The sequence below is a fragment of the Egicoccus sp. AB-alg6-2 genome, from assembly GCF_041821025.1.
In the GTDB taxonomy this organism is placed as follows: domain Bacteria; phylum Actinomycetota; class Nitriliruptoria; order Nitriliruptorales; family Nitriliruptoraceae; genus Egicoccus.
This window is the reverse complement of record NZ_JBGUAY010000002.1, coordinates 299,303-324,263: the sequence shown is the minus strand read 5'-3', so window position 1 is coordinate 324,263 and position 24,961 is coordinate 299,303. Positions and strand designations below refer to the sequence as shown.

The 24,961-nt window shown below is 72.5% G+C and carries 23 protein-coding genes; 11 read left to right on the top strand and 12 right to left on the bottom strand.

From position 1 onward, the window contains the following. Positions 1 to 88 precede the first annotated feature (88 nt). Positions 89 to 2,311 carry an NADP-dependent isocitrate dehydrogenase gene (locus ACERMF_RS04095; protein ID WP_373667749.1) on the top strand — a complete coding sequence of 741 codons (2,223 nt, stop codon included), beginning with the start codon at positions 89 to 91 and terminating at the stop codon, positions 2,309 to 2,311. Here ACERMF_RS04095 and ACERMF_RS04090 read toward each other — a convergent pair. Further along, complete coding sequence (locus ACERMF_RS04090; RefSeq protein WP_373667748.1) at positions 2,301 to 3,539, bottom strand: diguanylate cyclase domain-containing protein; 1,239 nt, start codon at positions 3,537 to 3,539, stop codon at positions 2,301 to 2,303. The genes ACERMF_RS04095 and ACERMF_RS04090 overlap by 11 nt on opposite strands. 322 nt (positions 3,540 to 3,861) lie before the next feature. Here ACERMF_RS04090 and ACERMF_RS04085 point away from each other — a divergent pair, with 322 nt between their 5' ends. From ACERMF_RS04085 to ACERMF_RS04075, 3 genes are read left to right on the top strand one after another with little or no spacing between them, the layout of a single operon-like run. Continuing rightward, complete coding sequence (locus ACERMF_RS04085; RefSeq protein WP_373667747.1) at positions 3,862 to 4,335, top strand: hypothetical protein; 474 nt, start codon at positions 3,862 to 3,864, stop codon at positions 4,333 to 4,335. Next, positions 4,332 to 4,850: a hypothetical protein gene (locus tag ACERMF_RS04080; protein ID WP_373667746.1), complete on the top strand. Its 519-nt coding sequence runs from the start codon at positions 4,332 to 4,334 to the stop codon at positions 4,848 to 4,850. The genes ACERMF_RS04085 and ACERMF_RS04080 overlap by 4 nt, the downstream gene beginning before the upstream one ends. Next, complete coding sequence (locus ACERMF_RS04075) at positions 4,847 to 5,323, top strand: YbjN domain-containing protein (protein WP_373667745.1); 477 nt, start codon at positions 4,847 to 4,849, stop codon at positions 5,321 to 5,323. The genes ACERMF_RS04080 and ACERMF_RS04075 overlap by 4 nt, the downstream gene beginning before the upstream one ends. Positions 5,324 to 5,384: 61 nt before the next feature. Here the strand turns inward: ACERMF_RS04075 and ACERMF_RS04070 are convergent, their stop codons facing one another. Next, positions 5,385 to 6,479 (bottom strand): CaiB/BaiF CoA transferase family protein, encoded by a 1,095-nt coding sequence (locus ACERMF_RS04070; RefSeq protein WP_373667744.1) that lies wholly within the window; start codon positions 6,477 to 6,479, stop codon positions 5,385 to 5,387. A 201-nt stretch (positions 6,480 to 6,680) separates the two neighbouring features. Here ACERMF_RS04070 and ACERMF_RS04065 point away from each other — a divergent pair, with 201 nt between their 5' ends. Both ACERMF_RS04065 and ACERMF_RS04060 read left to right on the top strand, forming a co-directional pair. After that, a complete protein-coding gene (locus tag ACERMF_RS04065; RefSeq protein WP_373667907.1) occupies positions 6,681 to 7,013 on the top strand; it encodes an ArsR/SmtB family transcription factor in 333 nt (110 codons plus the stop codon). After that, the gene (locus tag ACERMF_RS04060; protein ID WP_373667743.1) at positions 7,006 to 7,929 is read left to right on the top strand and encodes a cation diffusion facilitator family transporter; all 924 of its coding nucleotides are present in this window, start codon (positions 7,006 to 7,008) and stop codon (positions 7,927 to 7,929) included. The genes ACERMF_RS04065 and ACERMF_RS04060 overlap by 8 nt, the downstream gene beginning before the upstream one ends. 61 nt (positions 7,930 to 7,990) lie before the next feature. On the opposite strand, the gene ACERMF_RS04055 is transcribed toward ACERMF_RS04060, so the two are convergent. Continuing rightward, positions 7,991 to 10,165, bottom strand: a complete 2,175-nt coding sequence (locus ACERMF_RS04055) for a malate synthase G (protein ID WP_373667742.1) — start codon at positions 10,163 to 10,165, stop codon at positions 7,991 to 7,993. Between the two features lie 149 nt (positions 10,166 to 10,314). Here ACERMF_RS04055 and ACERMF_RS04050 point away from each other — a divergent pair, with 149 nt between their 5' ends. The 3 genes from ACERMF_RS04050 (at position 10,315) to ACERMF_RS04040 (ending at position 13,596) form a co-directional block, all read left to right on the top strand. Continuing rightward, on the top strand, positions 10,315 to 10,635 hold the full coding sequence (locus ACERMF_RS04050) for a metal-sensitive transcriptional regulator (protein ID WP_373667741.1): 321 nt from the start codon (positions 10,315 to 10,317) through the stop codon (positions 10,633 to 10,635). 17 nt (positions 10,636 to 10,652) lie between these two features. Then, positions 10,653 to 13,130 carry a heavy metal translocating P-type ATPase gene (locus ACERMF_RS04045; protein ID WP_373667740.1) on the top strand — a complete coding sequence of 826 codons (2,478 nt, stop codon included), beginning with the start codon at positions 10,653 to 10,655 and terminating at the stop codon, positions 13,128 to 13,130. A gap of 148 nt (positions 13,131 to 13,278) precedes the next feature. After that, positions 13,279 to 13,596, top strand: coding sequence for a rhodanese-like domain-containing protein (locus ACERMF_RS04040; protein ID WP_373667739.1), 318 nt, complete (start codon positions 13,279 to 13,281; stop codon positions 13,594 to 13,596). A gap of 55 nt (positions 13,597 to 13,651) precedes the next feature. On the opposite strand, the gene ACERMF_RS04035 is transcribed toward ACERMF_RS04040, so the two are convergent. From ACERMF_RS04035 to ACERMF_RS04020, 4 genes are all read right to left on the bottom strand, one after another. Beyond that, positions 13,652 to 15,454, bottom strand: coding sequence for a diguanylate cyclase domain-containing protein (locus ACERMF_RS04035; protein ID WP_373667738.1), 1,803 nt, complete (start codon positions 15,452 to 15,454; stop codon positions 13,652 to 13,654). 136 nt (positions 15,455 to 15,590) lie between these two features. After that, positions 15,591 to 16,001, bottom strand: a complete 411-nt coding sequence (locus tag ACERMF_RS04030) for a response regulator transcription factor (RefSeq protein ID WP_373667737.1) — start codon at positions 15,999 to 16,001, stop codon at positions 15,591 to 15,593. Between the two features lie 39 nt (positions 16,002 to 16,040). Then, positions 16,041 to 17,720, bottom strand: a complete 1,680-nt coding sequence (locus ACERMF_RS04025; RefSeq protein ID WP_373667736.1) for an EAL domain-containing protein — start codon at positions 17,718 to 17,720, stop codon at positions 16,041 to 16,043. A gap of 219 nt (positions 17,721 to 17,939) precedes the next feature. Further along, positions 17,940 to 18,518 (bottom strand): TetR family transcriptional regulator, encoded by a 579-nt coding sequence (locus ACERMF_RS04020; protein WP_373667735.1) that lies wholly within the window; start codon positions 18,516 to 18,518, stop codon positions 17,940 to 17,942. 499 nt (positions 18,519 to 19,017) lie between these two features. On the opposite strand from ACERMF_RS04020, the gene ACERMF_RS04015 reads away from it, so the two are divergent. Beyond that, the gene (locus tag ACERMF_RS04015; RefSeq protein WP_373667734.1) at positions 19,018 to 19,323 is read left to right on the top strand and encodes an N-acetyltransferase family protein; all 306 of its coding nucleotides are present in this window, start codon (positions 19,018 to 19,020) and stop codon (positions 19,321 to 19,323) included. On the opposite strand, the gene ACERMF_RS04010 is transcribed toward ACERMF_RS04015, so the two are convergent. The 4 genes from ACERMF_RS04010 to ACERMF_RS03995 form a co-directional block, all read right to left on the bottom strand. Further along, positions 19,305 to 20,504, bottom strand: coding sequence for a flavin-containing monooxygenase (locus tag ACERMF_RS04010; RefSeq protein ID WP_373667733.1), 1,200 nt, complete (start codon positions 20,502 to 20,504; stop codon positions 19,305 to 19,307). The genes ACERMF_RS04015 and ACERMF_RS04010 overlap by 19 nt on opposite strands. Continuing rightward, complete coding sequence (locus tag ACERMF_RS04005) at positions 20,501 to 21,061, bottom strand: ester cyclase (protein WP_373667732.1); 561 nt, start codon at positions 21,059 to 21,061, stop codon at positions 20,501 to 20,503. The genes ACERMF_RS04010 and ACERMF_RS04005 overlap by 4 nt, the downstream gene beginning before the upstream one ends. Before the next feature lie 79 nt (positions 21,062 to 21,140). Beyond that, positions 21,141 to 21,911: a DUF6544 family protein gene (locus tag ACERMF_RS04000; RefSeq protein WP_373667731.1), complete on the bottom strand. Its 771-nt coding sequence runs from the start codon at positions 21,909 to 21,911 to the stop codon at positions 21,141 to 21,143. Between the two features lie 289 nt (positions 21,912 to 22,200). Then, complete coding sequence (locus tag ACERMF_RS03995; RefSeq protein ID WP_373667730.1) at positions 22,201 to 23,046, bottom strand: MSMEG_6728 family protein; 846 nt, start codon at positions 23,044 to 23,046, stop codon at positions 22,201 to 22,203. 49 nt (positions 23,047 to 23,095) lie between these two features. Here ACERMF_RS03995 and ACERMF_RS03990 point away from each other — a divergent pair, with 49 nt between their 5' ends. Then, the gene (locus tag ACERMF_RS03990) at positions 23,096 to 23,839 is read left to right on the top strand and encodes an Fpg/Nei family DNA glycosylase (protein ID WP_373667729.1); all 744 of its coding nucleotides are present in this window, start codon (positions 23,096 to 23,098) and stop codon (positions 23,837 to 23,839) included. Positions 23,840 to 23,882: 43 nt separating this feature from the next. On the opposite strand, the gene ACERMF_RS03985 is transcribed toward ACERMF_RS03990, so the two are convergent. Then, positions 23,883 to 24,923 (bottom strand): pirin family protein, encoded by a 1,041-nt coding sequence (locus tag ACERMF_RS03985; RefSeq protein WP_373667728.1) that lies wholly within the window; start codon positions 24,921 to 24,923, stop codon positions 23,883 to 23,885. Positions 24,924 to 24,961 lie beyond the last annotated feature (38 nt).

The window sequence follows — 24,961 nt, the reverse complement described above, 5'->3', positions numbered from 1 at the left end:
TAGGTTGTCGTCGCCACCGAGAACCGCGGCCGGCTGCCCTCTCGACGCGATGCCGCCGCCACCTTCGACGACGTGAACGGGCCCGGACATGACCAAGATCATCTACACCTACACCGACGAGGCACCGGCGCTGGCGACCCACTCGCTGCTGCCGGTCGTCGAGGCCTTCGCGGGAGCCGCCGGCGTCTCGGTCGAGACGCGCGACATCTCGCTGGCCGGTCGCATCCTGGCGGCGTTCGCCGACCGTCTGCCCGAGGACCAGCGCGTCCCCGATGCCCTGGGCGAGCTCGGTGAGTTGGCGAAGACGCCCGAGGCCAACATCATCAAGCTGCCCAACATCAGCGCCTCCATCCCCCAGCTGAAGGCGGCGGTCCGCGAGTTGCAGGCGGCCGGCTATGCCCTGCCCGACTACCCCGAGTCCCCCGCCGACGACGACGAGCGGGACGCACGCGCCCGCTACGACGCGGTCAAGGGCAGCGCCGTCAACCCGGTGCTGCGCGAGGGCAACTCCGACCGCCGCGCACCCGCCGCCGTGAAGGAGTTCGCCCGCAAGCACCCCCACTCGATGGGCGCCTGGTCGTCGGACTCGAAGTCGCACGTGGCCACGATGGGCGAGGGCGACTTTCGCTCGTCGGAGCGCTCGGTCACCGTCGCCGACGCCACCGACGTGCGGATCGAGCTCGTGGCAGCCGACGGCCAGACCACGGTGTTGAAGGAGTCGACCCCGCTGCTCTCAGGCGAGGTGATCGACGCCGCGGTGATGCGCAAAGCGGAACTGGTCCGCTTCCTGGAGGCGCAGGTCGACGACGCGCGTGAGCGGGGGGTGCTGTTCAGCGTGCACCTCAAGGCCACCATGATGAAGGTGTCCGACCCCATCATCTTCGGCCACGCGGTCCGCGCCTACTACGGCGAGCTGTTCGACAAGCACGCGGCGACGTTCGAGCGGCTCGGCGTCAGCGCCAACGACGGCATGGCCAGCCTCGAGGCGGCGCTGGCGGAGCTGTCCGAGGAGGAGCGCGCGCAGATCGAGGCCGACATCCAGGCCGCCTACGAGCGTGGCCCCGACCTGGCCCAGGTCGACTCCACCCGCGGCATCACCAACCTGCACGTGCCCTCCGACGTGATCGTCGACGCGTCGATGCCGGCGATGATCCGGACCTCCGGGCAGATGTGGAACGCCGACGACGAGCAGCAGGACGCCAAGGCCGTCATCCCCGACTCGAGCTACGCGTCGCTGTACCAGGAGACGATCGAGCACTGCCGCCAGCACGGCGCGTTCGACCCCTCGACCATGGGCACCGTGCCCAACGTCGGATTGATGGCGCAGAAGGCCGAGGAGTACGGCTCGCACGACAAGACCTTCGAGATCCCGGCCGCCGGCACCGTCCGGGTCGTGTCCGCCGACGGCGACACGCTGCTCGAGCACGAGGTCGCCGAGGGCGACATCTGGCGCATGTGCCAGACCAAGGACGCCCCGATCCGCGACTGGGTCAAGCTGGCCGTCAACCGCGCCCGCGCCACGGGCTGGCCGGCGGTGTTCTGGCTCGACCGTGACCGCCCGCACGACGCCGAGGTGCTCGCCAAGGTCGAGACCGAGCTCGAACAGCACGACACCGACGGGCTGCAGATCGAGATCATGCCGGTCGCGGAGGCGACGCGGTTCACCCTCGAGCGGGCCCGCGCCGGCGAGAACACGATCTCGGTGACCGGCAACGTGCTGCGCGACTACCTCACCGACCTGTTCCCGATCCTCGAGCTGGGCACGAGCGCGAAGATGCTCTCGATCGTCCCGCTGATGAACGGTGGCGGACTGTTCGAGACCGGCGCCGGCGGGTCCGCGCCCAAGCACGTGCAGCAGTTCGTCAAGGAGAACCACCTGCGGTGGGACTCGCTCGGCGAGTTCCTGGCGCTGACCGTGTCCTTCGAGCACCTCGCCCAGCAGTTCGACAACGCCGGCGCCCAGGTGCTCGCCGACACGCTCGACCGGGCCGTCGGCACCCTGCTCGAGGAAGGCCGGTCACCCTCGCGCAAGGTCGGCGAGCTCGACAACCGGGGCAGCCACTTCTACCTCGCGCTGTACTGGGCCCGTGAGCTGGCGGGCCAGAACACCGACCCCGAGCTCGCCGCCACGTTCGCGCCGCTCGCCGAGGCACTCGGTGCCAAGGAGGCGACCATCGTCGACGAACTCAACGCCGCGCAGGGTGACCCGGTCGACATCGGTGGCTACTACTGGGTCGACCGCGACGCCGTCACGGCGGCGATGCGGCCCAGCGCGACCTTCAACCGCATCCTGACCGAGTTCACGGCGTAGCCGTCCCGCCGGCCGCCACCGGCTCGTCCGCCGCGAACGCGATGCGCGGGCTGGCGGGCCGGTCGGTGCCGTCGAGACGCTTGGCGCGGTACATGGCGGCGTCGGCCTGCCGCATCAGGCTCGAGGCGTCGTCACCGTGGTCCGGGAACAAGGCGATGCCGAGGCTGGCGCCGATCCGCACGGACCCGCCGCCGATGTCATACGGCGCGGTGACGGCGGCCACGATCTCGCCGGCGATGCGGCGCGCCCGCACCGCATCGCTGCGGCGGAGGACGAAGGCGAACTCGTCGCCCCCGGCGCGGGCGATGGTGTCGATGCCCGCGATCCGACGGAGCCGTCGTCCGGCCTGGACCAGCAGCTGGTCGCCGACGTGATGGCCGAGCTCGTCGTTGACGCGCTTGAAGTCGTCGAGGTCCATGAGCATCGCCGCGAACCCGCGCCGCCCCCTCGTCGTCAGCGCTGCGAGGCGCTCGTCGAGCAGCCGGCGGTTCGCGAGCCCGGTGAGCGGGTCGTGGTACGCCTCGTGCCGTCGGCGGATCGCGGCCCCGGTCGCCTGGATCGTCGCGCCCACCGTCAGCAGCAGGAACGGCAGGAGCAGCCGGTTCTCGCGCCACAGCAGGACCATGACCGGCGCGAGGCCGATCAGCAGGTACTGGGCCACGAGGTCGCGACCCGACAGCGCACCGCGCAACACCGTCCGGACCCGCTGGCCACGGTCCACCGCGACGGCGAGCCCGAGCAGCGCGAGGTTGGTGCCGTACAGCGCGAGGCCCGAGGGCAGCAGGGCGAGGACGACGGCATCGGCCAGCACGCCGTCGGGGGCGGCCGGGATCCCGAAGGCCTTCAGCACGGCGGCACCGGCGGCGAACACGAGCACCGACTGCCCGACGTTGAACGCGGCCTTCCGCCAGGGCCGGCGCACCGTGGGGCGGCATTCCGCCAGCAGGGTCCCCACGCCGATCACGCCGATCGCGTAGGGGAACGGCAGGGTGAGCAGCAGCGCGTACGCGAACGCCGGCGACGAGCAGAACTCGCCGACGTCGCGGCCGTTGAACAGCCGGATGGGGAAGCACTCGGCCAGGAGGAAGAGCACGCCGAAGACGACGAGGCCGCCCAGGGCCACGCCGGTCGGCGGTGCCGGCCGCGTCAGGACCACGCTCGCCGCGAAGACCCCGACCCCCGTGAGCACGACCGCGGCCACGAGGGCGTCGATTTGCGTCGCCCGCATCCCCGTCCTGTCGCCCACGATCCCCCCGGCCGCGGGCATGGCTCCCGCGCGCGCACAATCGTGACGTGGCCGGCACGCGACTGCCGCGTTCCCGGGGCGATTTGGTCAGGACCACCCGGCGCGGCCATCGCGTCCCCCCGCGGGGAGCCGTGACGAGCCCCCCGCAGGTGGCCCCGCCGGATGGAATCCGACCATTCCCGGCGAGACCGCTTCAGAAACGCTGCCGCGTGCCGACGATGGTGCGCGAGGTCCCGCGATCGTGTGCGCGCCGTAGTAGCGTTGGCACCGCCTCCGGACGGCAACGGAGGCAGGGGCTGGAGTCGTGAGCGTCCGTACGCCGAGTCGCGTCCACGTCTTCTCGTGGGCCACCCGGGTCTCGCTCGAGCTCCCGGTCGGTTTCGTGCAGGCGGACGAGGCCCCGGAGATCAACGCGGCCGTGTACGCCGACGACCTCGACGCCGACGCGCCGCTCGGCGGCCGGATCCTGGTCAAGGCGGTGCCGGTGCCACCCGGCGACGAGGAGGCCGCCGGCGACCTCGCCGACGTCTCCGCGGAGCTGCCGGGACGCGCGCTCGAGTGGCGCCGCGAGATCGAGGTCGACGGCCGCGACGCCGTGCTGCAACTGCTGCGCTACCGCCAGGAGGACCTCGACGTCGAGGTGGTGCGACTCGAGGCGTACGTGCCGACCGGTGCCACGGTCTTCTCGCTCACCGGGCTCGCCCCCACACACGCCGCCGACCGGTACGTGCCCGTGTTCGAGCAGGCGTTCTCGACCGCACGGTTGGTGTTGGTATGACCGTGCTCGCCGCCGACACCGCTGCCGGAGCCCCCATGGTCCCCGCGAAGACCAGCTTCGCCCACGCCGGGTTGCTGCTGTCGCTGCTCGTTCCCGACGACTGGGACGTCGAGCAGCTCGGACCGAACCAGATCCGCTTCTACGCCCGGCCGGTGGCCGAACTCGACGACTATCGCCCGACGATGGGGTTCGTGGCGGGCGAGCCGGACGGCACGGGGCCGTCCTGGTTCGAGGACTTCGTCGCCAGTTCCCGTACCCGGCTCGCCGAGGCTGCGGGGTTCGAGCTGCTCGGGACCCGGCGGTGGACCAACTCGAGCCTCGCCGAGGTCGCGGTCACGACCTATGCCTCGACGCCACGGCCGGGGCTGGCCTTCACGCAGTTGCAGGCCCTGATCGCCGCGGACGCCGATCGGCTGTACGTGGTCAACGCGGCCACGCGCCGGGAACGCGCCGCCCAGGACCTGCCGGTGTTCGAGGACGTGCTGCAGGACCTGCGCGTCCTGCCACCGCGATGAGCGGGCTGCGCGCCGGCGGCGGCTTCGCCTTCCTGCGCGACACCCTGGAAGCATCCGGACGCGACGTCGTCGCCCGCGCCGAGCTCGCCACGGTCGCCTTCGAGCACACCGGCGAGCACGGCCACTGGGAGGTCTTCTGTCATTCGCACGACCCCCAGCCGCAGGTGACGGTGTACTCGCTGCATCCGCGCGAGGTGCCCGTCGAGCGTCGCGACCGGATGATGCGCCTGGTGACGCAGGCCAACTACGGACTCGTCATCGGCAACTTCGAGCTGGATCTCGGCGACGGCGAACTGCGGTTCAAGACCAGCCTCGACCACGGCACCGACCGACTGAGCGGCGCCCTGCTTGCGGCCCTGATCGAGCACAACCTCGCGGCGTTCGACCGGTACCTGCCCGCGATCGACGCGGTGCTCGACCATGACGATGCCGACGCCGACGCCCTGGTCGCGGACATCGACGGCGCCGGTTGACCGACGGGCCCGGTTGACCGACGGGCGAGTTGAGCGGCGGGCGAGTTGAACGACGGGCCGGTCAGCCGCGCCAGTCGGCCACGGCCTCCGCGAGTCCGGTGCTGCCCGGCGCCGGCGCCCGCGTGGGTGCCACGGCGGGCGTGCGCGACAGGCGTGGCGCGGGGGCGGCCTGGGGGACGCCGTCGACCTCGGTGATCGTGCCGCGCGCCGCGAGGTGGGGGTGTTCTGGCGCCTCGTCGAAACCCAGCACGGGGGTCACGCACGCGTCGGTGTCGGCGAACACCGCGGCCCACGCGTCGCGGGGACGGGTCGCGAACACCTCGGTGAACCGTCGGCGAAGCTGCGGCCAGCCGGCGACGTCGTACTGCGCCGGCAGGTCCTGCCCGTCCAGCCCGAGCCCGACCAGCAGCTGGGCGTAGAACGCCGGCTCGAGGGCGCCGACGGCGACATGGCGTCCGTCCGCGCAGGCGTAGGTGTCGTAGAACGGTGCGCCGCCGTCCAGCAGGTTGGTGCCACGCTCGTCGTTCCACAGTCCCTGGCCACGCATGCCCCAGACCAGTTGGGCGACGTTCGCCACCCCGTCCACGATGGCGGCGTCCACGACCTGCCCGAGGCCCGAGCGCTCCCGCTCGGCGAGCGCCGCAAGGATGCCGATGACGAGGTAGAGCGAGCCACCGCCGTAGTCCCCGACCAGGTTGAGCGGGACGCTCGGGCGCTCGCGTGGCCCGATCGCGTGCAGCACGCCGGTCAGCGAGAGGTAGTTGAGGTCGTGTCCCGCCCGCTGGCTGAGCGGTCCCTCGGCGCCCCAGCCGGTGATGCGGCCGTAGATCAGGCGGGGGTTGCGCCGCGCCAGCGCCTCGGGCCCCAGGCCGAGCCGGTCGGTGACGCCCGGGCGGAACCCGTCGACGAGGACGTCGGCGTGGTCGAGCAGCGTCAGGACGGCCTCGAGGTCGTCCGCGTCGCGCAGGTCGGCATGGACCGATCGGCGGCCGCGCAGGACCGGGTCGCGGGTCGGGTCGCCCAGCTGCAGTCCCCCGGCGGGCCGCTCGATGCGGACGACGTCGGCGCCGAGGTCGGCCAGCACCATCGCGGCGTGGGGTCCGGGACCGATCCCGCCGAGTTCGACGACGCGGAGGCCCTGCAGTGCGGTACTCACCTGGTCCTGCTCCCGTGGCGGCGGCGGGTCGAGCGCGCATGATGGCAGGTCGCCGGGTTGACGCCGACATGCCCACGCCGGAACATCTGCACAGGTGTGCAGGTGTCCCGTCCGTCGCCGCCGGGGAGGGCTTCGGTGTCCGATTCGACCGTCACGGTCGCCGAGCAGTGCGACGCCACGTCCTCGTCGGCGCGGACCGCCATCGTCCGGGCCTCGCTGGTGTCGCGGGCCGAGGCCGAACAGCTGGCCGAGCTGTTCCGGCTGCTCGGTGAACCGTCCCGCGCGCGCATCCTGTACGCACTCGTCGAGGCCGGCGAGTTGTGCGTCGGTGACCTGGCCGAGCTGGTCGAGGCCTCCGAGACCTCGGTCTCGCAGGCCCTGCGTCTGCTTCGGACCGCCGGCGTGGTCCGCAGCCGACGCGAGGGCCGGCACGTGCACTACCGCCTGGACGACGCCCACGTCCGCCTGCTGCTGGACCTGTCACGCGAACACCTGCGTCACGGCGCGGCGACCGCCGAGCGCGGCCATGGGTGACGCCCACGACCACGGGTCCGCGGCGGTCGCGCTCCACGCCGGCGCCGCCTACAAGCGCCGGCTGGTGGCGGCACTGCTCCTCATCGGCGGCTTCTTCGTCGTCGAACTCGTCGGCGGTCTGCTCACCAACTCGCTCGCGCTGCTGTCGGACGCCGGTCACATGTTCACCGACGTCCTGGGCATCTCCATGGCGCTCGCGGCCATCCAGGTCGCCGGTCGGGGCGGGCACGCTCCCCAGCGCAGCTTCGGGCTCTACCGCCTGGAGATCCTGGCCGCGCTCGCCAACGCCCTGCTGCTCGCCGCCGTCGCGCTCTTCATCATCGTCGAGGCCGTGCGCCGGTTGAGCGCACCGCCGGAGGTGCTGGCCCTGCCGATGCTGCTGATCGGGGCGGTGGGCCTGCTGGTCAACCTCGCGGCCTTCCTGCTGCTGCGCGCCGGCGCGGCGGCCTCGCTCAACGTCGAGGGCGCCTACCTCGAGGTACTCGCCGACATGCTCGCGTCCGTCGGGGTCGTCGCCTCCGCCGTCGTGAGCCTGACGACGGGGTTCACCCGGGCCGATCCGCTGTTCGCGCTCGCGATCGGTGGGTTCGTGCTGCCCCGGGCCTGGCGCCTCGGACGCAAGGCGTTGCGGGTGCTGCTGCAGTCGGCGCCGCCCCACCTCGATGTGGCGGCCGTCGAACAGCAGCTCGGCGAGCTCGACGGCGTCGCCTCGGTCCACGACCTGCACCTGTGGACGCTCACGTCGGGCATGGACGTCGGGTCCGTGCACCTGCGGTTGTCCCCCGGCTCGGACGGCCACGCCGCCCTCGACGGCGCCCGCCGCCTGCTCCGCCACCACGGCGTCGGGCATGCGACCGTGCAGGTCGAACCCGCCGACCACGCGGCCTGCGACGACTGCGAACGCACCTCCTGGTGACCTCCTGGTGACCGGATGATGACCGGCCTCCGGCACCGGACCGGGCCACGGAGCCGCCGCGTCAGTCCTGCGCTGCCTGCTTCACCTCCTGGCGCCGGCGGTGCAGGATCGGTTCGGTGTAGCCCGACGGCTGCTCGCGGCCCTCGAACACGAGGTCGACCGCGGCCTGGAACGCGGGCCCGTCGAACCCGGGTGCCATCGGCCGGTAGGCGGGATCGCCCGCGTTCTGCTCGTCGACGACGGCGGCCATGCGCCGGAACGACGCCATCACCTCGTCCTCGGTGACCACGCCGTGGCGGAGCCAGTTGGCGACGTGCTGCGACGAGATGCGGCACGTCGCCCGGTCCTCCATGAGTGCCGTGCCGGACAGGTCGGGCACCTTCGACACGCCGATGCCCTGGTCGACCCAGCGCACGACGTAGCCGAGGATGCCCTGCACGTTGTTGTCGACCTCCGCCCGGCGCTCCTCCGCCGACCACGGCTGGCCGTCGGCGAGCGGCAGGGTCAGCAGGTCGTCCAGCGACGCGGGACTGCGGTCGAGCAGTTCGGCCTGGCGTTCGTGGACGTCGACCAGGTGGTAGTGGGTCGCGTGCAGCGTGGCGGCCGTCGGCGAGGGCACCCAGGCGCAGTTGGCACCCGCCTTCGGATGGCCGATCTTCTCCTCGAGCATCGCCTGCATCCGGTCGGGCGCGGCCCACATGCCCTTGCCGATCTGGGCCCGGCCCCGCAGGCCGGCCGCGAGACCGACGTCGACGTTGCGGTCCTCGTACGCCTGCAACCACGGCTGCGACTTCATGTCGGCCTTGCGCACCATGGCGCCGGCCTCCATCGCGGTGTGCATCTCGTCGCCGGTGCGGTCGAGGAAGCCGGTGTTGATGAACGCCAGCCGCGCCCCCGCCACCGCGACACAGGCGGGCAGGTTGGCCGAGGTGCGTCGTTCCTCGTCCATCAGCCCGAGCCGGATCGTGTTGGCCGGCAGGCCCAGCAGTTCCTCGACCGCGGCGAAGACCTCGCAGGTGAAGGCGACCTCGTCGGGGCCGTGCAGCTTGGGCTTGACGACGTAGACCGCGCCGACGGCGGAGTTGCGGTCGGCCGTGTCGCGCCGCCGGTCGTGACAGGCGGCGAGCACGGTGAAGACACTGTCGAGCAGGCCCTCGAAGACCTCGTCGCCGTCGCCGTCGAGGATCGCCGGTGTGGTCATCAGCAGGCCGACGTTGCGCACGAGCAGCAGCGAACGCCGGCGGCGACGACGCGCCGAGCCGTCGGGTGCGGTGAACACCGGGTCGGGTTCGAGCCGGCGGACGAAGCTGCGGCCGTCCTTGTCGACGTCGGCGCTGAGGTCGCCGCGCATCAACCCGAGCCAGTTGCGGTAGCCGAGCACCTTGTCGGCGGCGTCGACGGCGGCGACCGAGTCCTCGAGGTCCATGATGACGGTCACCGCGGCCTCGAGCAGCACGTCGGCCAGGCCGGCCGGATGCTCGGCGCCGACCGGGTGGTCGCGATCGAACAGCAGCTGGACGCCGAGGCCGTGGTGCTCGAGCAGCACCGACTCGGGCGCGTCCGCGTCGCCGAGGTGACCGGCGAACGCGCCGGGGTCGAGCAGGCCGGTGCTGCCGTCGGCGATCTCCGCCCGCAGGGCGCCGTCACGGACGACGTAGCCGGTCGCGTCGGCGTGCGAGGCGTCGCGCAGCGGAACCGCCGTGTCGAGGAAGTCGGCCGCCCAGGCGACGACGCGGGCACCGCGCGCCGGGTCGTAGGCACCCGCCGGCGGCAGGTCGCCCAGGGCGTCGGTGCCGTAGAGCGCGTCGTAGAGCGAACCCCACCGGGCGTTGGCCGCATTGACCGCGTACCGGGCATTGGTGACGGGGACCACCAGCTGCGGCCCGGCGATCTCGCCGATCTCGGGGTCCACCGGCACGTCACCCGAGATGCGCGGATCGTCCGGGTCCGGGCGCAGATATCCGATCTCGTCGAGCATCCGCCGGTAGGCGGCGGGATCGGCGAGGCCGTCCCCCTCGTCGCGGTGCCACTGGTCGATCCGCGCCTGCAGGTCGGCGCGGTGCGCCAACAGCTCGCGGTTGCGGGGCGTGAACCTCGCGATCAGTTCGGCCAGGCCGGGCCAGAACCCCTCGGTGTCGACGCCGGAGTCCGGCAGCAGCTCCTCGTCGACGAAGCGCTGCAGGTCCCGGTCGACCGTGAGTCCGGCGATGGTGGTGGTGTCGGCCCGCGTTGGCACGAGGTTCCTTCGGTCCGTGGTGGCGACCAACCGTAGGCCGACGCGGCGCGGGCCGGAAGTGCCAACCGGCCGACGGTCGTCACCACGCCGCGGATCGCAGCGGTCTTGCGCCTGATGCCATACCCCCGTACGGTATCCATGTGACGTCCATGACCTTTGAGCGTCCCCGACAGCGAGGCGACACGTTGCGCGGCTACACCATGACGAAGGACCAGTACCTCGGGCGGCTGCGGCGCATCGAGGGCCAGGTACGCGGCCTCCAGCGCATGATCGACGAGGACGTGTACTGCATCGACGTCCTCCAGCAGATCGCCGCCGTCAGCGGCGCGCTGCAGAACGTCGCCATCGGCCTGCTCGACGAACACGTCGGCCACTGTGTCGCCAACGCGGCCGCCGAGGGCGACGCCGACAAGGCCCGCGCGATGGTCACCGAGGCCACCAAGGCCATCGAACGACTCGTCAAGTCCTGACGACAGGAGCTGCCGCCATGAGCACCGAGGCGCCGACGCGTTCGCTCGACCTTCCCGTCGAGGGCATGACCTGTGGGTCGTGTGCCGCACGGGTCCAGCGCACGCTCGCCCGGCAGCCCGGCGTCGCCGACGCCGAGGTGAACTTCGCCACGGGCAGCGCCCGCGTGCAGCTCGAGCCCGACGCCGACCTCGATGCGCTGCGCGCGGCGGTCGACAAGACGGGGTACACGCTCGTCCTGCCCGAACCCGCGCCGGCGACGCCCGCCGTGCACCGCCTGCAGGTCACCGGCATGACCTGCGGGTCGTGCTCCGCCCGCGTGCAGCGGGCACTCGAGCAGCAACCGGGTGTCACGGCGGCCGAGGTCAACTTCGCCACCGGTGTGGCGAGGGTCACCGCCGACGGCGACGCCGACCCGGCGGGCTGGCGGGCGGCGATCGAGGCGGCCGGCTACGGCGTCGAGACCAGCACCCCGACCGGCGACGCCGGGGCGGATACCACCTCGGCGGCCTCGGCGTCCCCGGCCCACGCCGGTCCCACGGCGGCCGAGCGGGCCGAGCGGGCCGACCGCGAGGAAGCCGCCCACCGTCGCCTGTGGGGACGCCGGCTCGTGCTGGTCACCGGCCCGGCGCTGTTCCTGCTCTCGACGATGCTCTACCACGACTTCGCCGTGATGAACCCGGGCATGCGGCTGGCGATGTTCCTCGTCGCCACCCCGGTCCAGTTCTACATCGGCTGGCCGTTCCTGCGCGAGGCCGGGCGCCGGGCCCGCCACCTCAGCGCCAACATGGACACCCTCATCGCCATGGGCACGCTGGCGGCCTACCTGTTCTCCACCTGGGAGCTGGTCACCGGCGGGCACGACCTGTACTACGAGGCACAGGTCGTGATCATCGCCTTCATCGTCCTGGGCCGCTACCTCGAGGCGCGCGCCAAGGGCAACGCCGGCCGCGCCATCCGCTCGCTGCTCGAGCTGGGGGCCAAGCAGGCCCGGGTCGTCCGCGACGGCGTCGAGCAGCTGGTCGACGTCGAGGAGGTCGTCGTCGGTGACCTCGTGAAGGTCCGTCCCGGCGAGAAGATCCCGGTCGACGGCGAGGTCGTCGAGGGCGCCTCCGCCGTGGACGAGTCGATGCTCACCGGCGAGTCCGTCCCGGTCGAGAAGGCGGTCGGCAGCCGAGTCGCCGGCGCGACCGTCAACGCCTCGGGCGTGCTGACCGTCGCCGCCACCGCCGTCGGCGCCGACAGCGCACTGGCGCAGATCGTGCGCCTGGTCGAGGACGCCCAGGCCGGCAAGTCCGACCTGCAGCGGCTCGCGGACCGGGTCTCGGCGATCTTCGTACCCACCGTCATCGCGATCGCGCTGACGACGTTCCTCGGATGGACCCTGGCCACCGGCGACACCGGCCGCGCGATGCTGGCCGCCGTCGCCGTGCTCATCATCGCCTGCCCGTGCGCGCTCGGGCTGGCCACGCCGATGGCGACCATGACGGGGACGGGACGCGGCGCCCAGCTCGGCATCCTGATCAAGTCGATGGAGGTGCTCGAGCGGACCCGCGACGTCTCCACGATCGTGTTCGACAAGACCGGCACCCTCACCCACGGGCAGATGACGCTGACCGACGTGGTGGCGGGGCAGACCGACGAGCCGACACTGCTGCGGCTGGCGGGCGCGGTCGAGGCCGACTCCGAGCATCCGGTCGGCCAGGCCATCGCGGCCGGTGCCCGCGAGCGGACCGGGAGCGAGCTGCCGGCCGCGACGGCGTTCGCGGCCATCGCCGGCCACGGGGTGCGCGGCCGCGTGGACGGCGTCGACGTCGCGGTCGGCCGCCGCAAGCTGATGGCCGACGCGGGACTGCGCGTCCCGAACCACCTCGAGGACGAGGCAACCCGGCTGGAGTCGGCGGGCAGGACCGCGGTCCTCGCCGGCTGGGACGGCGAGGTACGCGGTGTGCTGGCAGTCGCGGACACGCTCAAGGACGGCGCGGCGGCCGCCGTGGCGCGGCTGCACGCGCTGGGACTGCAGGTGGCGATGATCACCGGCGACAACCACCGCACGGCGCAGTCGATCGCGGACCAGGTCGGCATCGACCGGGTCCTGGCCGAGGTGCTGCCCGAGGACAAGCAGGCCGAGGTCGCCCGGCTGCAGGCCGAAGGGCATGCGGTCGCGATGGTCGGCGACGGTGTCAACGACGCGCCCGCGCTCGTCCAGGCCGACCTCGGGATCGCGATCGGGACCGGCACCGACGTCGCCATCGAATCGAGCGACCTCACCCTGATGCGCGGCGACCTCGACGGGGTCGCGACCGCGATCGCCCTGTCCCGCCGCACCCACCGCACCATCAGGCAGAACCTGTTCTGGGCGTTCGCGTACAACACCGCGGCGATCCCGGTCGCGGCGCTCGGGCTGCTCAACCCGATGATCGCCGGGGCCGCGATGGCCTTCTCCAGCGTGTCGGTCGTCACCAACTCGTTGCGGCTGCGGCGCTTCGGCCGTTGACGGCGGCTGACGGCCGCTGACCACCGAGCATTGCGCCGGGCGCGGCACCGCTCCCCCGGCCCGCCGCCGCATTGACGCGCGGGCCGGTGGCGCGGTACCACTCCTCCCCGACGACGCCCGCGACGGCGACACCGCCCAGGAGCCCTGCGTGGATCCCAAGACCGCATACGCACGCCGCGACGACGTGGTGTTCCTCGACGTCCGCGAGCCGGACGAGTGGCAGGCCGGCCACATCGAGGGCGCCCTGCACATCCCGATGGGCCAGCTCAACCAGCGCATCGACGAACTCGACGCCGAGCGCGAGTTCGTGGCGGTGTGCCGCTCGGGCAACCGCAGCGGCGCGGTCACCGAGGCCATGAAGCGGGCCGGCTACGAGGTCGAGAACCTCGACGGGGGCATGCAGGCGTGGTCGCGTGACGGCCTGCCGTTCGTCGCCGACGGCGGCGGCGATCCGCGCGTCGCCTGATCGGCGCATGCGGCGTCCCGACTCCCCGCGCCGCCCGTCCTGACGCGACGCGGGCTCAGGCCCGGGAGTCCGTCCGTGCGCACGCGGCGGCGCGCTTGTTCACGTACATGTCGGCGTCGGCGCGCTGCAGGAGTTCGTGGGGGTCGCGTTCGGGCGCGCCCTGCTCGATGCCGACGCTCACCCCGACCATGATGCGCTCGTCACCGACGACGATCGGTTGCGAGATGGCGTCCTGCATGCGGCGGGCCAGCGCATCGAGGCCGGCCCGGTCGCCACCGTCGGGGCACAGCACGACGAACTCGTCGCCGCCGAGCCGGGCGACGGTGTCGACGTCGCGGGTGATGCCCCGCAGCCGCTCGGCGATCGTGACCAGCACCCGGTCGCCGACCGCGTGCCCGAAGCGGTCGTTGACGCGCTTGAACCCGTCGAGGTCGAGGACGAGCAGGCCGTAGGGCTCCCCCGTGCGGCGCGCCAGGGCGGCCGTCTGGTGGAGCCGGTCGTCGAACAGCAACCGGTTGGCGAGGCCGGTCAGCGGGTCGTGCATGGCGAGGTCGGTCAGGTGCAGCTCGACGTCCCGTTGGGCGGTGACGTCCAGCATCTGCGCCATCAGCAGGGTCTGCTCCGGGCCGTAGCCCGTCGCGGCGGAGACCATGACCTGGATCCAGCACATCTTCTCGTGCACGGTGATGGGCAGCTCCGCCTGCCAGCTCTGGGCGCGGCCGGCCGCGACCGCGCGCACGCCCATGGAGATGCGCTCGGCGTCGTTGCCGTCGAACAGCGACAGCCAGGAGCGGCCGACGAGGTCGTCGCTGCCGCACCCGAGCGTCTGCGCCAGCGTGGGGTTGGCCTCGACGATTGGCAGGCGGTCGTCGGTGGGGCACAGCAACGCGATCCCGACCAGCGACTGCTCGAAGACCTGCTGCATCCACCGGGTCTGCTCGGCTTCGCGGGCGGCCGCGTGCCGGCGGCTGGAGACGGTCATGAGGACCGTCACGGTCACCAGCGTCAGCGTGGCGGCGAGCAGTTGCACGAGCCCGATCGTGCCCTGGATCGTGTCGACTCCGGTGGTCGCCGGCGCCGCGTAGGGACCCCACCCCTGCAGGCTGGCCACCGCGACGTAGGTGAGGACGGCCACGAGTTGGACGCCCAGCGAACGCACGCCCGAGCGCAGCGACGTCCACAGCAGGACGGGGAACAGCAGGATGGCCAGCGGGAGCCGCTGCCCCGGGGCGAACACGGTCGCCGCGACCGCCGTGACCGCGAGGAGTTGCGCCACCTGCTCGGGGCGGCGCGCCTCAGCCCCGGTCGGCACGCCGCGCATGACGATCAGCGTGACCAGCAGCAGCGCGGAGACGTGCGACGGCCACAGCGAGGCGGCGACGCCGAGCGGGTTCGCGCCCACCAACCAGCCGGTGATGGCGGCGGCGAGGGCCGCGATGGTTGCGGCGCCGGCGGTGACCGCGGCCACGAGCCGCATCAGGTCGCCGGCGTCGTGGAGCCGGCGGGGGTCGGGTCGGCGCAGACCGAGGACGCTGGCGACGACCAGGATCTCCAGGGCATTCGCCACGCCAAGCAGCGCGGCGACCCGCCACGGGAGCCCGTTGTGCACGTTCGCGATCGCCGTGCCGAGCAGGTGCACGCCGAGGACGTAGATCCACTGGCGACGCGTCGCGAGCAGCAGGGCCGCCGTTCCCACGCCAGCGACCGGCCACCACACGGCGAGCGGGCTGTCGACGGGCCGGAACCACTCGGCCGACAACATCCCCAGGCTGACCACGACGGCGCCGAACAGCAGGAGCCGGGCGGCTGCCGGCAGCCGGCCCCAGGTCACGGTGAGCCCGAACGATTCGCGTCGCATGCGTGCCCTGTCGGCCGTTCACGACCCGCGGCAAGCATCCGGCCACCGATCCGTGCGTCCTCACACGCAATCGCCGGGCCCAAAGTGCACACATCGTGCTCGACGGCACCGCTTCCGCCCCCGACGGGGCCAGGTGTTAAGCAACCGGGGGTTCGGGGCCGTCCTGGGAGGCGGTCAGCGTCTGGTGCACGACGGCGGCCACGGAGGCGGGGCCGTCGAGCTTGCAGACGATCCGCGTGGCGCCGGCCTCGATGGCCTGACCGACGAGGATGGAGTCCGCCTCCGTTGAGGTGGCCATGACCACGGTCAGGTCCGGTCGTTCCTCGCCGAGGCGCCGGGTGAGCCAGATCCCGTCTTCGCCGGGCATCTGCAGGTCCGTCACCACCAGGTCCGGTTCTGCCTCGAGGACCGCGGCCAGACCGGAGCGACCTTCGTCGGCCTCGGCGACCACGCGGATGTCCAGCGCGTCGAGGTGCAGGGCCAGCAGGAGTCGGAACTCGACGGAGTCGTCGACGATGACCACGCGCTTGAGCGGGCTGTCAGCCACAGCGACCGCCTCCGGCCGCCCGGACGTCCAGGAATGCGCTCACGAGACCAGCCGATCCGCGGCGCTGGCGGCACGGGCGCGGGCGGCGGACCCGGTGATGGCCGTCGGCCTGGGACTCGGAAGCGACATCGTCGGACGGATCTCCAGGAGGCTGCCCGGCCGGCCCAGCAGGTAGCCCTGGGCGGCGTGCACGTGCAGTTCGTGCAGCTCGTGCAGCTCCTCCATGGTCTCGACCCCCTCGGCGACCAACCGGATGCCCGCGCTGGTGGCGAAGCCGACCAGCGAGTCGGCCAGTGCACGCCGGACCGGATCGAGGTGGATGTCCCGGGTCAGGCTCATGTCCAGCTTGATCAGGTCGGGACCGAGTTGGACGATGTGGCGCAGGCTCGAGAAGCCGGCTCCCGCGTCGTCGATCGCGACGAGGACGTCGTGCGCGGATCGCAGGTCGGCGAGGACGCCGGTGAGCTGCTGGTAGTCGTCGACCGGTGCATGTTCGGTGATCTCCACGATCACCCTGCCGGCTGGCGCCGCGGCGAGGCACGCCGGGAAGCGCCGATCGCTCACGACGGCGGGTGAGAGGTTCACGGCGACCCGGACGCCGTCGGGGAGCGAGGATGCCGCCCGCAGCGCTTCATCGAGGGCGGCGAGCTCGAGCTCGGGCCCACGGCCGCACTGCTCTGCCTCGGCGAACCAGCGGTCGGGACCCTGCCGGGGCTCGCTGGTGAACCGTGTGAGCGCTTCGACCGCGAGCAGCGCGCCGGTCTCGAGCGAGTAGATCGGCTGGAACACCGGATGGAAGGACCGCTCGCGCAGCACCGACTCGACCCGCCGGAGTTGCTCGGCGTCATGGCTGGTCCGGACCTCCAGCAGTCGCGCCGCGGCGGCGCGCTGCTGCTCGAGTCGCTCCTGGAGGCTGGACTCGTGGCGGTGGAGCAGACCCATCAGACGCACCGCGTCGGCCAGCAACCCGGCGGCTGGCACCAGGAACTGCGCCGCTCGCAACGCCGCACTCGACCACCAGATCGACTCGAACAGTCGCTCGGCGCCTGCCGCAGCGGTCATGTCCAGTGCCGCCAGCGCCAGGCCGACGCCGAGCCACACCTCCGGGCGCGAGGGGCGCCGACCGCAGCCCGCGATCCAGACCGCGGCCGCGATCACCGACGCGACCGTCAAGCCGAGTTGCAGCTGCCGGTAGAGCGGCGAGAACGAACCGTCCGCGGCGACGAGGTTCGGCATCAACGCCCCGGAGCGGTCGAGCACGGCGACCGCGATGACGACCACGAAGGCCAGTGTCGACCAACGCCGCAGGCTCGCCGCAGCCGGCGTCACGATCGCCCCGACGGCGAAGACGACGAGGGCGGCGTGCCAGATCAGGTACAGCGCCGCCAGGCCGGCGGTTTCGACCCGGAGCGGCGCGTCGGCCAGATCGATGATCGCGCTGATCTGCGCCAACGCGGCCAGGCCCGCCAGCGTGATCCCGGTGGCCATCCACCGCGAGCGGGCGTCGTCGAGCAGACGCGCCCTTGCCAGCAGCAGCGCGCAGCAGATGGCCGCACCCACCACGACGAGCGCGTAGAACACCGGTACGACGCGGGAGGCCGCGCCGGGCTCACTCCACCAGCCGCGCGCGATCAGGTAGACGCCCGCGGCGACGGCGAGTGACGCCATCACGGCGGGGATGCTCGCGGCCTGGTGCGCGGACTCCGCGAACCCCGACACGCGGACCTGCGTGCTCGGGCTGTTCCCGCCGCGGCCTCGCGGACCGGCCCCCGGTTTGCTCCACCTCGTCATGCGTCCATGCCCCCGCCCCCGCGGCGTCGTGCTCGCTCCGGCCTCGGATTCGCGTGGAGCAACGGCGCCTACGATCAGTTGTCGTTTGCCGACAGCGGTGTCAGCCTATGACATCTTCTCGCTCGGTGTGCGTCCGACCACGGACGGTCAGCTGTCCAGGTCTTGGAGCAGCACGGCACCCGCCTCGTGGGCGAGGGCCTCGAGGTCCTCCGTGGACCCGCCTCGCACCCACGTCGAGATGGCAGCCGTCGAGACCCAGATCACCGCCGCGGCCCGCGCATGGTCGACCAGGCGCGGCTCGCGCGACCCCTCGAGCTGCGCGATCTCGGTGGCGATCCGCTCGGCGAGGGCGCGGCGCCACGAGTCGGCCTGGCTCATCAGGGCGTCGTTGTCGCGCATCAGCTTGGCGAGGGTGGCGAACAGCGGGTCGCGCGATCGGCGGCCGAGCCATTCCGCGAACGCGGTCACCAGCTGCGACATCTGCACGCGGTCCGAGCAGTGCAGTCGCACGGCCGCTGCGAGCTCGTCGATCTCGCCGGCGAGCTCCTCGAAGACGATCGCCTCCTTCGACTCGAAGTAGCGGTACACCGTCCGCCCCGAGACGCCGGCGCGCGCCGCGACCATCTCCACGGTGGTGTCGTCGAACCCGTGCTCGACGAACAGCGAGTACGCGGACTCGAGGATCGCTCGACGCACCACGTCCCGCTTCCGGTCACGCAGATCCACGACACCTCCATGGCGAACGGGGCGGTCCGGGGGCCAGGCGGCACAGAAGTCGGTCCCTCGACCACCTTCGAGCGTAGTGCCGGGCGTACCGGCCGCGGGCACCCGCCCGCGCCGATCCGTGCGTCCTGGGACGCAATTCTCCGTCCTGATCCGCACACATCCCGGCACTGGCCCGGGCCCACCGTCGGTGCGGAGGTAGTTGCCTCCCGGTCGGCTCGGGGGCAGTGTCGATCTCCGACATCGGAGACCGGCCCATGGACCGCGACCGTCCGGTCGTACGCCCGGCCGCGGCAGGCGACGCTGCGGCCATCGCGGCGCTGCAGGTGCGCTCGTGGCGGGCGGCCTACCGCGACATCGTGCCGGACGCCTTCCTCGACGGCCTCGCCGAGGACGCGTGGCTCCCGCGATGGACCGATCAGCTCAGCGGGCCGGGCCGCGAGGGGGTCCATCAACTCGTCTCGACCGACGGCGTCGACGGACCGCCGCGCGCGGTCGCCGTGTGCGGACCCGCCATCGCGCCGAGCAACGACCTGACGGGCCAGCTCTACGTGCTCTACGCCGACCCCCGCGCTGGGACCGGGGTCACGGCGGCGCCCTGCTGCGCCGTGTCCACGAGCTGCTCGCGGTCGACGGACACGCCGGCGCCATGCTGTGGCTGGCGGCGGGGAACGAGCGCTCGATCGGGTTCTACGCCCACCACGGTTGGGTGCTGGACGGCGCGACGCAGCGTGAGGAGGTGGCTGGCGCAACGTTCGACGAGGTCCGGATGGTGCGACCCCTCGTCGCTCAGGGCTCGGCCGACTGACGCCTGCTCCCCCATCGACGGTGCGTGCGGCCGGGACGTCCCTCGTGCCGTGAGTCCGCGACGGCGCGTGCGACGCGTTCGGCGTCGCGGCGAATGGCGTTGAGGAGCCCGATGAGCGGGTTCCGCAAGCCGACCAAGTGCAGGTCCGGCGCGGCTGGATGGGTGGTCCCCGAACGGAACGTCGGCCGCCCGCGTGTGTCGAGGATGCCGAGGTGGCCGACCAGGGGTGCGAGTCCGGTGCGATAGCCGGTGGCCGCAACGACGGCGTCGACCTCGACGCGGGTGCCGTTTTCCAGCAGCACCGCGTCGGGCTCGAAACCTGCGACCGCGGCGACCGGCTCGATCCGTCCGGCCCTGAGCTGCGCGACGAGGCCGACGTCGATGATCGGGACCACGTCGCTGGCCCGGAACCGGGTCACGAGACCGTCCTCGGGCGACGGCAGGCCGTAAGGCGTCAGGTCGCCGACGGTGAGCCGTTGCAGGGCACGGTTGACGGGGTCGGCGAGCGCCGGCGGGGCGAACTGATTGGGTATGCCGAGCAGGGTGGTCGGGACGCCGGCCACGGTGCGGGGCACCACGTGCGGTGCCGACCGGATGGCGAGTAGGACGCGTCCCGCACCCTGTTCGACGAGGTCGACGGCGATCTCCGCGCCGGTGTTGCCCGAACCGACGACGAGCACGTCACGCCCGGCGAACGCCGCCCCGGTCCGGTAGGTGGAGGCGTGCACGAGCGTGCCGGTGAACGTCTCGCGACCCGGCCACGAGGGGACGAACGGCGCGCCGTTGTAGCCCGTGGCCAGCACGACCACCTCGGCCTCGAACGTGCCCGCCGACGTGGTCACCTCCCAGTGGTCACCGGCCCGCTCGAGACGCTCCACCTCGACGTCGAACCACGGGCGGATGTGGTGGCGCTCCGCATACGCCTCGAGGTAGGCGACGAAGTCGTCACGTGACACCCACCGTCCGGCCGAGCGTGGGATCCGCATGCCGGGCAGTGCGGACTGCACGCGGGGGGTGTGCAGGTGCAGGCGGTCGTAGCGGGATCGCCAGGCCGCGCCCACCGACGACGCCTTGTCGACCACGACCCCGCCGATGCCGCGACGGGCCAGGCAGGCGGCCGTCGCCAGGCCGGCCGGCCCGGCGCCGACCACGACCACCTCGTGGTGCGCTGAGCCCGTCACGAGCGGCGCCGCCCGGCCCGGGCGCGCCCGACCGCGACGCGGGCACGCTCGACCGCGACGCGGGCTCGTTGCGCGACCACGACGAGCCGTTCCAGTGGGCTGCCGGCGGAAGGCGCCGCGAGCAGTTGGCGTGCCACGGTCGTGCTGTCGTAGAACATGCTGATGCGGCTGGCCCGGCCCTCGACCAGTTCGATGAACGAAGCGCCGTCCAGCTCGACGCGCCGCCCGGTCGCGGCGAACCCCGGCGGCTTCACCTCGCGGTCCTGCCGGCCCGTGAAGTGCCAGCGGTAGGCGATGGAGCGCCGGTCGACGGACGTCAACGGCTCGCCGACCATCGTCACGACCCCGTCCGGGAACGGGGCGTACTGCGCCCGTGCGCGGGCCAGGACGGCGTCACGACCGACGGCCGGCTCGGCCGCCATCGGGTCGGTCAGCACCACCTCGGGCCGCATCATGTCGCCAAGGCGGTCCCAGTCACCGGCATTCGAGGCCTCGAGCCAACGCTGGAAGAACGTGTCGACGGCATCCGCCATCGGGTTGCCCTCCGGTCGATCCACGCGACGATCCTGGCACGTCGACCTCCAACGTGGAAGGCCCCATCTCGAGGACGGACCCTGCAGGCACACCGCGTGGGCGTCAGGGCCCTTGCTGGCGGACGTACTCGCGCAGGTCGGCGTTGTAGATCACCGACTCGGTGCGGAGGTCGGCCCAGGGACCGGACTCGTCGGCCCAGGTGACGGCGGCCCGTGCGGGAACCGGGAGGCCGTCGGCGTTCCAGTCGAAGGCCTCGTTGACCCAGCGGGTCCTGGCCTCGTTGGTGGCCCCCTTGAACCGCAACGACTCCATGCGCTCGAGCCGACCGGTGTCGGCGTCGAAGTGCACTTCGAAGGTCTCGAGGTCGTCACCGAATGGCACCGTCAGCCGCGCCGAGGTGTCGTCGCCGGCCTCCCAGCGAACGCGGGGATCGGTGACCCAGACCGACGGCATCCACACCGCCTCGGCCCACAGGGCGAGGTTCGCGCCCTGGTCGACGTTGGGTCCCTCGCTGACGCCGAAGGGCAACTCGAGCCTGGCGTGTCCGTCGAGGAACCACTCGTCGACGGTGACGACCGGGCGTCCGAAGAACGTCAGCTCGATGTAGTGCCGGTACGCGTCCCCGATGAGGTGGCTGAATCGGAACCGGGCCGGGAAGGTGATGCCGGCGATCCGCATGGTGCCCCGCCCGGAGATCACGGCGCTGTCGACGACCGGGATCCGATCGCCGTACAGGGTGCGGTAGAAGCGCTCGACGGGTTCGGGCAGATCCGCGGGCAGGGACGCCATCGGCACGTCGCCGGGCGTGACCGCGGGTTGGAGCAACGGGTCCGGCTGGACGCGGAGGCCGAACCAGCCCACCGCGGCCAACACGCTCAACTCGCCGGCGACGTACCGCAGGCTCCGACCGGTCCGCCGGCGTGTGCGCCGGACTCGGCGGGCGCCGGTCTGACGGGGCGGGAGCGTTGCAACGGCGGGCACGGCGGACCTCGATGACGTCGACAGCCCAGCGAACCTCCCGTCGCGTCACCACTCCAGAGGCGACCGTCAACTGGGGTGGTGACGTTCGGCCCACCGCGGCGCGGCGCGTTCGACGACCACCCCACGTACACCGGATCCCCGATCCCGCTGGCGGCTGCGTGGGGCAGCGATCCGGGCGCGGCTACCTCGACGGCGCGAGTGCCGCGACGACAGGTTCTCCGTGGAGCGCGAACACCGCCTGCGGGTCCTGCAGCGCTGCCGGGAAGTCGAGCGCACGCCGTGGGAGCTCACCCAGCCACTGCACCGGCCGGACGTGCGCGCCTCGGTCCTCGTCGTAGCGGTACGGGCCGGCCACGATGCCGATGCGCAACGTCGCGTCGTCGCCGGGCACGACGACGCGGTCGCCGGGCGCGATGCCGTCGGTGAGCCGCCGCACCTGCCGGTCACGCTTGCGTTCACGGCGGGCGACCGGCGCCCACGCAGCCGGCTCCTCGCCGGGGGCAGCCGGCACCGCAACCAGGCCATCGGCGACCGTTCCGCGGACGACCCACGCGGTCCTCGGGCCGGGTTCCGGCTCGGGGGCAGGCGGTTCGGGCCAGACGTAGTCCAGCTCTACGGGGGTGTCGGGTAACAGCGGGGCGTAGTGCGCCGGATCCTTGCGGAGCAGCGCGGCACGGTGGGAGCGGTGCAGCGGCTCCCACCCCATCCACGGCGGCAGCCGCCCGGCCGCGGCCAGCGCAGGTTCGTCGCGCGGGTCCTCCGGGTGGACGAACTCCGCGATCTGGGCACGGGTGGTGTCGCGGTGGCCGCGCTCGACCCAGCCGTCGACCATGGTCACGCCGTAGGTCACGAGCGCGTCGGTGTAGCCGCGCCACATCGTGACGGCCGGGTGGTGGCGCCAGCCGTAGCCCTCGAAGTGCAGTGCCCGCAGGATCTGCAGGGTCTCGACGCGCTGCTTGCCGAGCCGCCGGTCGTCGAGCACCTCCGCGGACCCCGCGAAGCTCGGAAAGGGCAGGAACGTCTGCATCCCACCGATCGTACGGGCCGTGAAGGCGGCCGCCCCGTACGGTCGCGGCGTGCCCGAAGGACATCTTCTCCATCACCTCGCCCGCCAGCACCGCGACGGGCTGCTCGGGGCGCGCGAGGTGAGCTCGCCGCAGGGCCGTTTCGACGCGGCTGCGATCACCGGCGTGCTGGAGGGCGTCGAGGCCCACGGCAAGCATCTGTTCCACGGCTGGAGCGACGGGATGGTCGTGCACGTCCACCTCGGCAAGCAGGGTCTGTTCGTGCACCACGACATCCCGCCGCCGGCTCCGCGGCCCCAGGTCCGGATGCGTGTGGTCGGTCCGCGGCTCGCGAGCGACCTCATTGCACCGCTGCTCTGCGAGGTCGTCGACGAAGCCGGCCAAGAGGCGGTCGTCGCGGGCCTCGGGCCGGACCCACTCCGAGCCGACGCCGATGCGACCGTCGCGCTGTCGGCGCTGCGAGCGACCACCAGCCCGATCGGTGCGGCGCTGCTGGACCAGTCGCGCATCAGCGGCATCGGCAACGTCCTGCGGGCGGAGGTGCTCCACCTGGTCGGGATCGACGGCGAACGACCCGCGTCGGCGCTGTCGGACGCCGATGCCGAGGGACTGTGGCAGGCACTCGTCGACCTGATGCGGCGCAGCGCCGAAGCCGGAGAGATCCCGAAGACCGTCTACCGACGTGAACGTTGCACCCTGCACCAGGCGCCGGTCCACACGCTCACCATCGGTGGTCGCACCTTCTACCGCTGCGCGTCGACGCCGCTCGCCTCCCCACGCCTGCGGAGCCCATGACTCGGCACCGGGGGAAAGGCGATGAGCAGCCGATCCGTCGGGGTCAGCTGGCGGCGGCCAGTTCCTCGGTGCGGCCGTCGGCGTGGCGGGCGAACCGGCGCAGGTCCGCGCCGTGGTTGGGGTCGTCCACCGGCCACGGCCAGCCACCGAAGTGGGTCTCGTGGTAGTCGTGGTAGGCCTTCTGAATCTCGGCCTTGGTGTTCATCACGAAGGGCCCGTACTGCACGATCGGTTCGCCGATGGGGCGGCCCTGCAGCACCAGCACCTCGGCGCCGTCACCCGTGTCGGTCAGCGTGATCGGCACGTCGGGACGCACCACCGCGGCATGTCCGCCGGTCACCTCGCTCGCCCCGATGCGTACCGAGCCGCCCCGGAAGACGTACACGGTGCGCATGGTCTCGCGGTGTGCGGCCGGGCCGAGACGCCACGAGCCCTCGGGCGAGATCGCGGCGTGGTAGATGCCGACGTCGGTGTCCGGACGCGACGCCCAGGAGTGCGGCGGCGGCTCGGGGGCCCGCTCGCCCGCGACCAGTTCGCCGGCGACGACGGTGACCTCGGTCGGGCGACCGGCACCGTCGAGGAAGGTGTGACGAGGGATCTGGTGGCTCCACAACATGGAGAAGTGGGGCGGGACCATCTTGTCCGTGGACGGCAGGTTGATCCAGATCTGGAACAGCTCGGTCTCGTTGTGCGCGTCCCGGTTGAGCAGGGGGAACATCTCGGCGTGCACGATCCCCGAGCCGGCCGTCATCCACTGCACGTCGCCGCGACCGAACCGCGCCGCCGCACCGAGCGAGTCGGCGTGGTCCATGAAGCCCTTGCGCAGGAACGAGATCGTCTCGAAACCGCGGTGGGGGTGCTGGGGGAAGCCCGGTACGAGCGAGCCGTGGTACATCGACCAGCCGTCGCGGCCCGAGAAGTCCATGCCGAGGTCGCGGCCGACGAGCGGGGCGCAGGGCCCCAGCTCGTCGTCGCCCTCGGGGTAGTCGTCGTCGTGGTGGACGCAGAAGAGGAACGGGTCGACCGTCTGCCACACCCGGCCGAGCTCCACCTGCTGCAGGACGACGCCATCGGTACGCATCATGACCTCCGCTATGGCTAGCCCGATCGTACTTGCTTCTG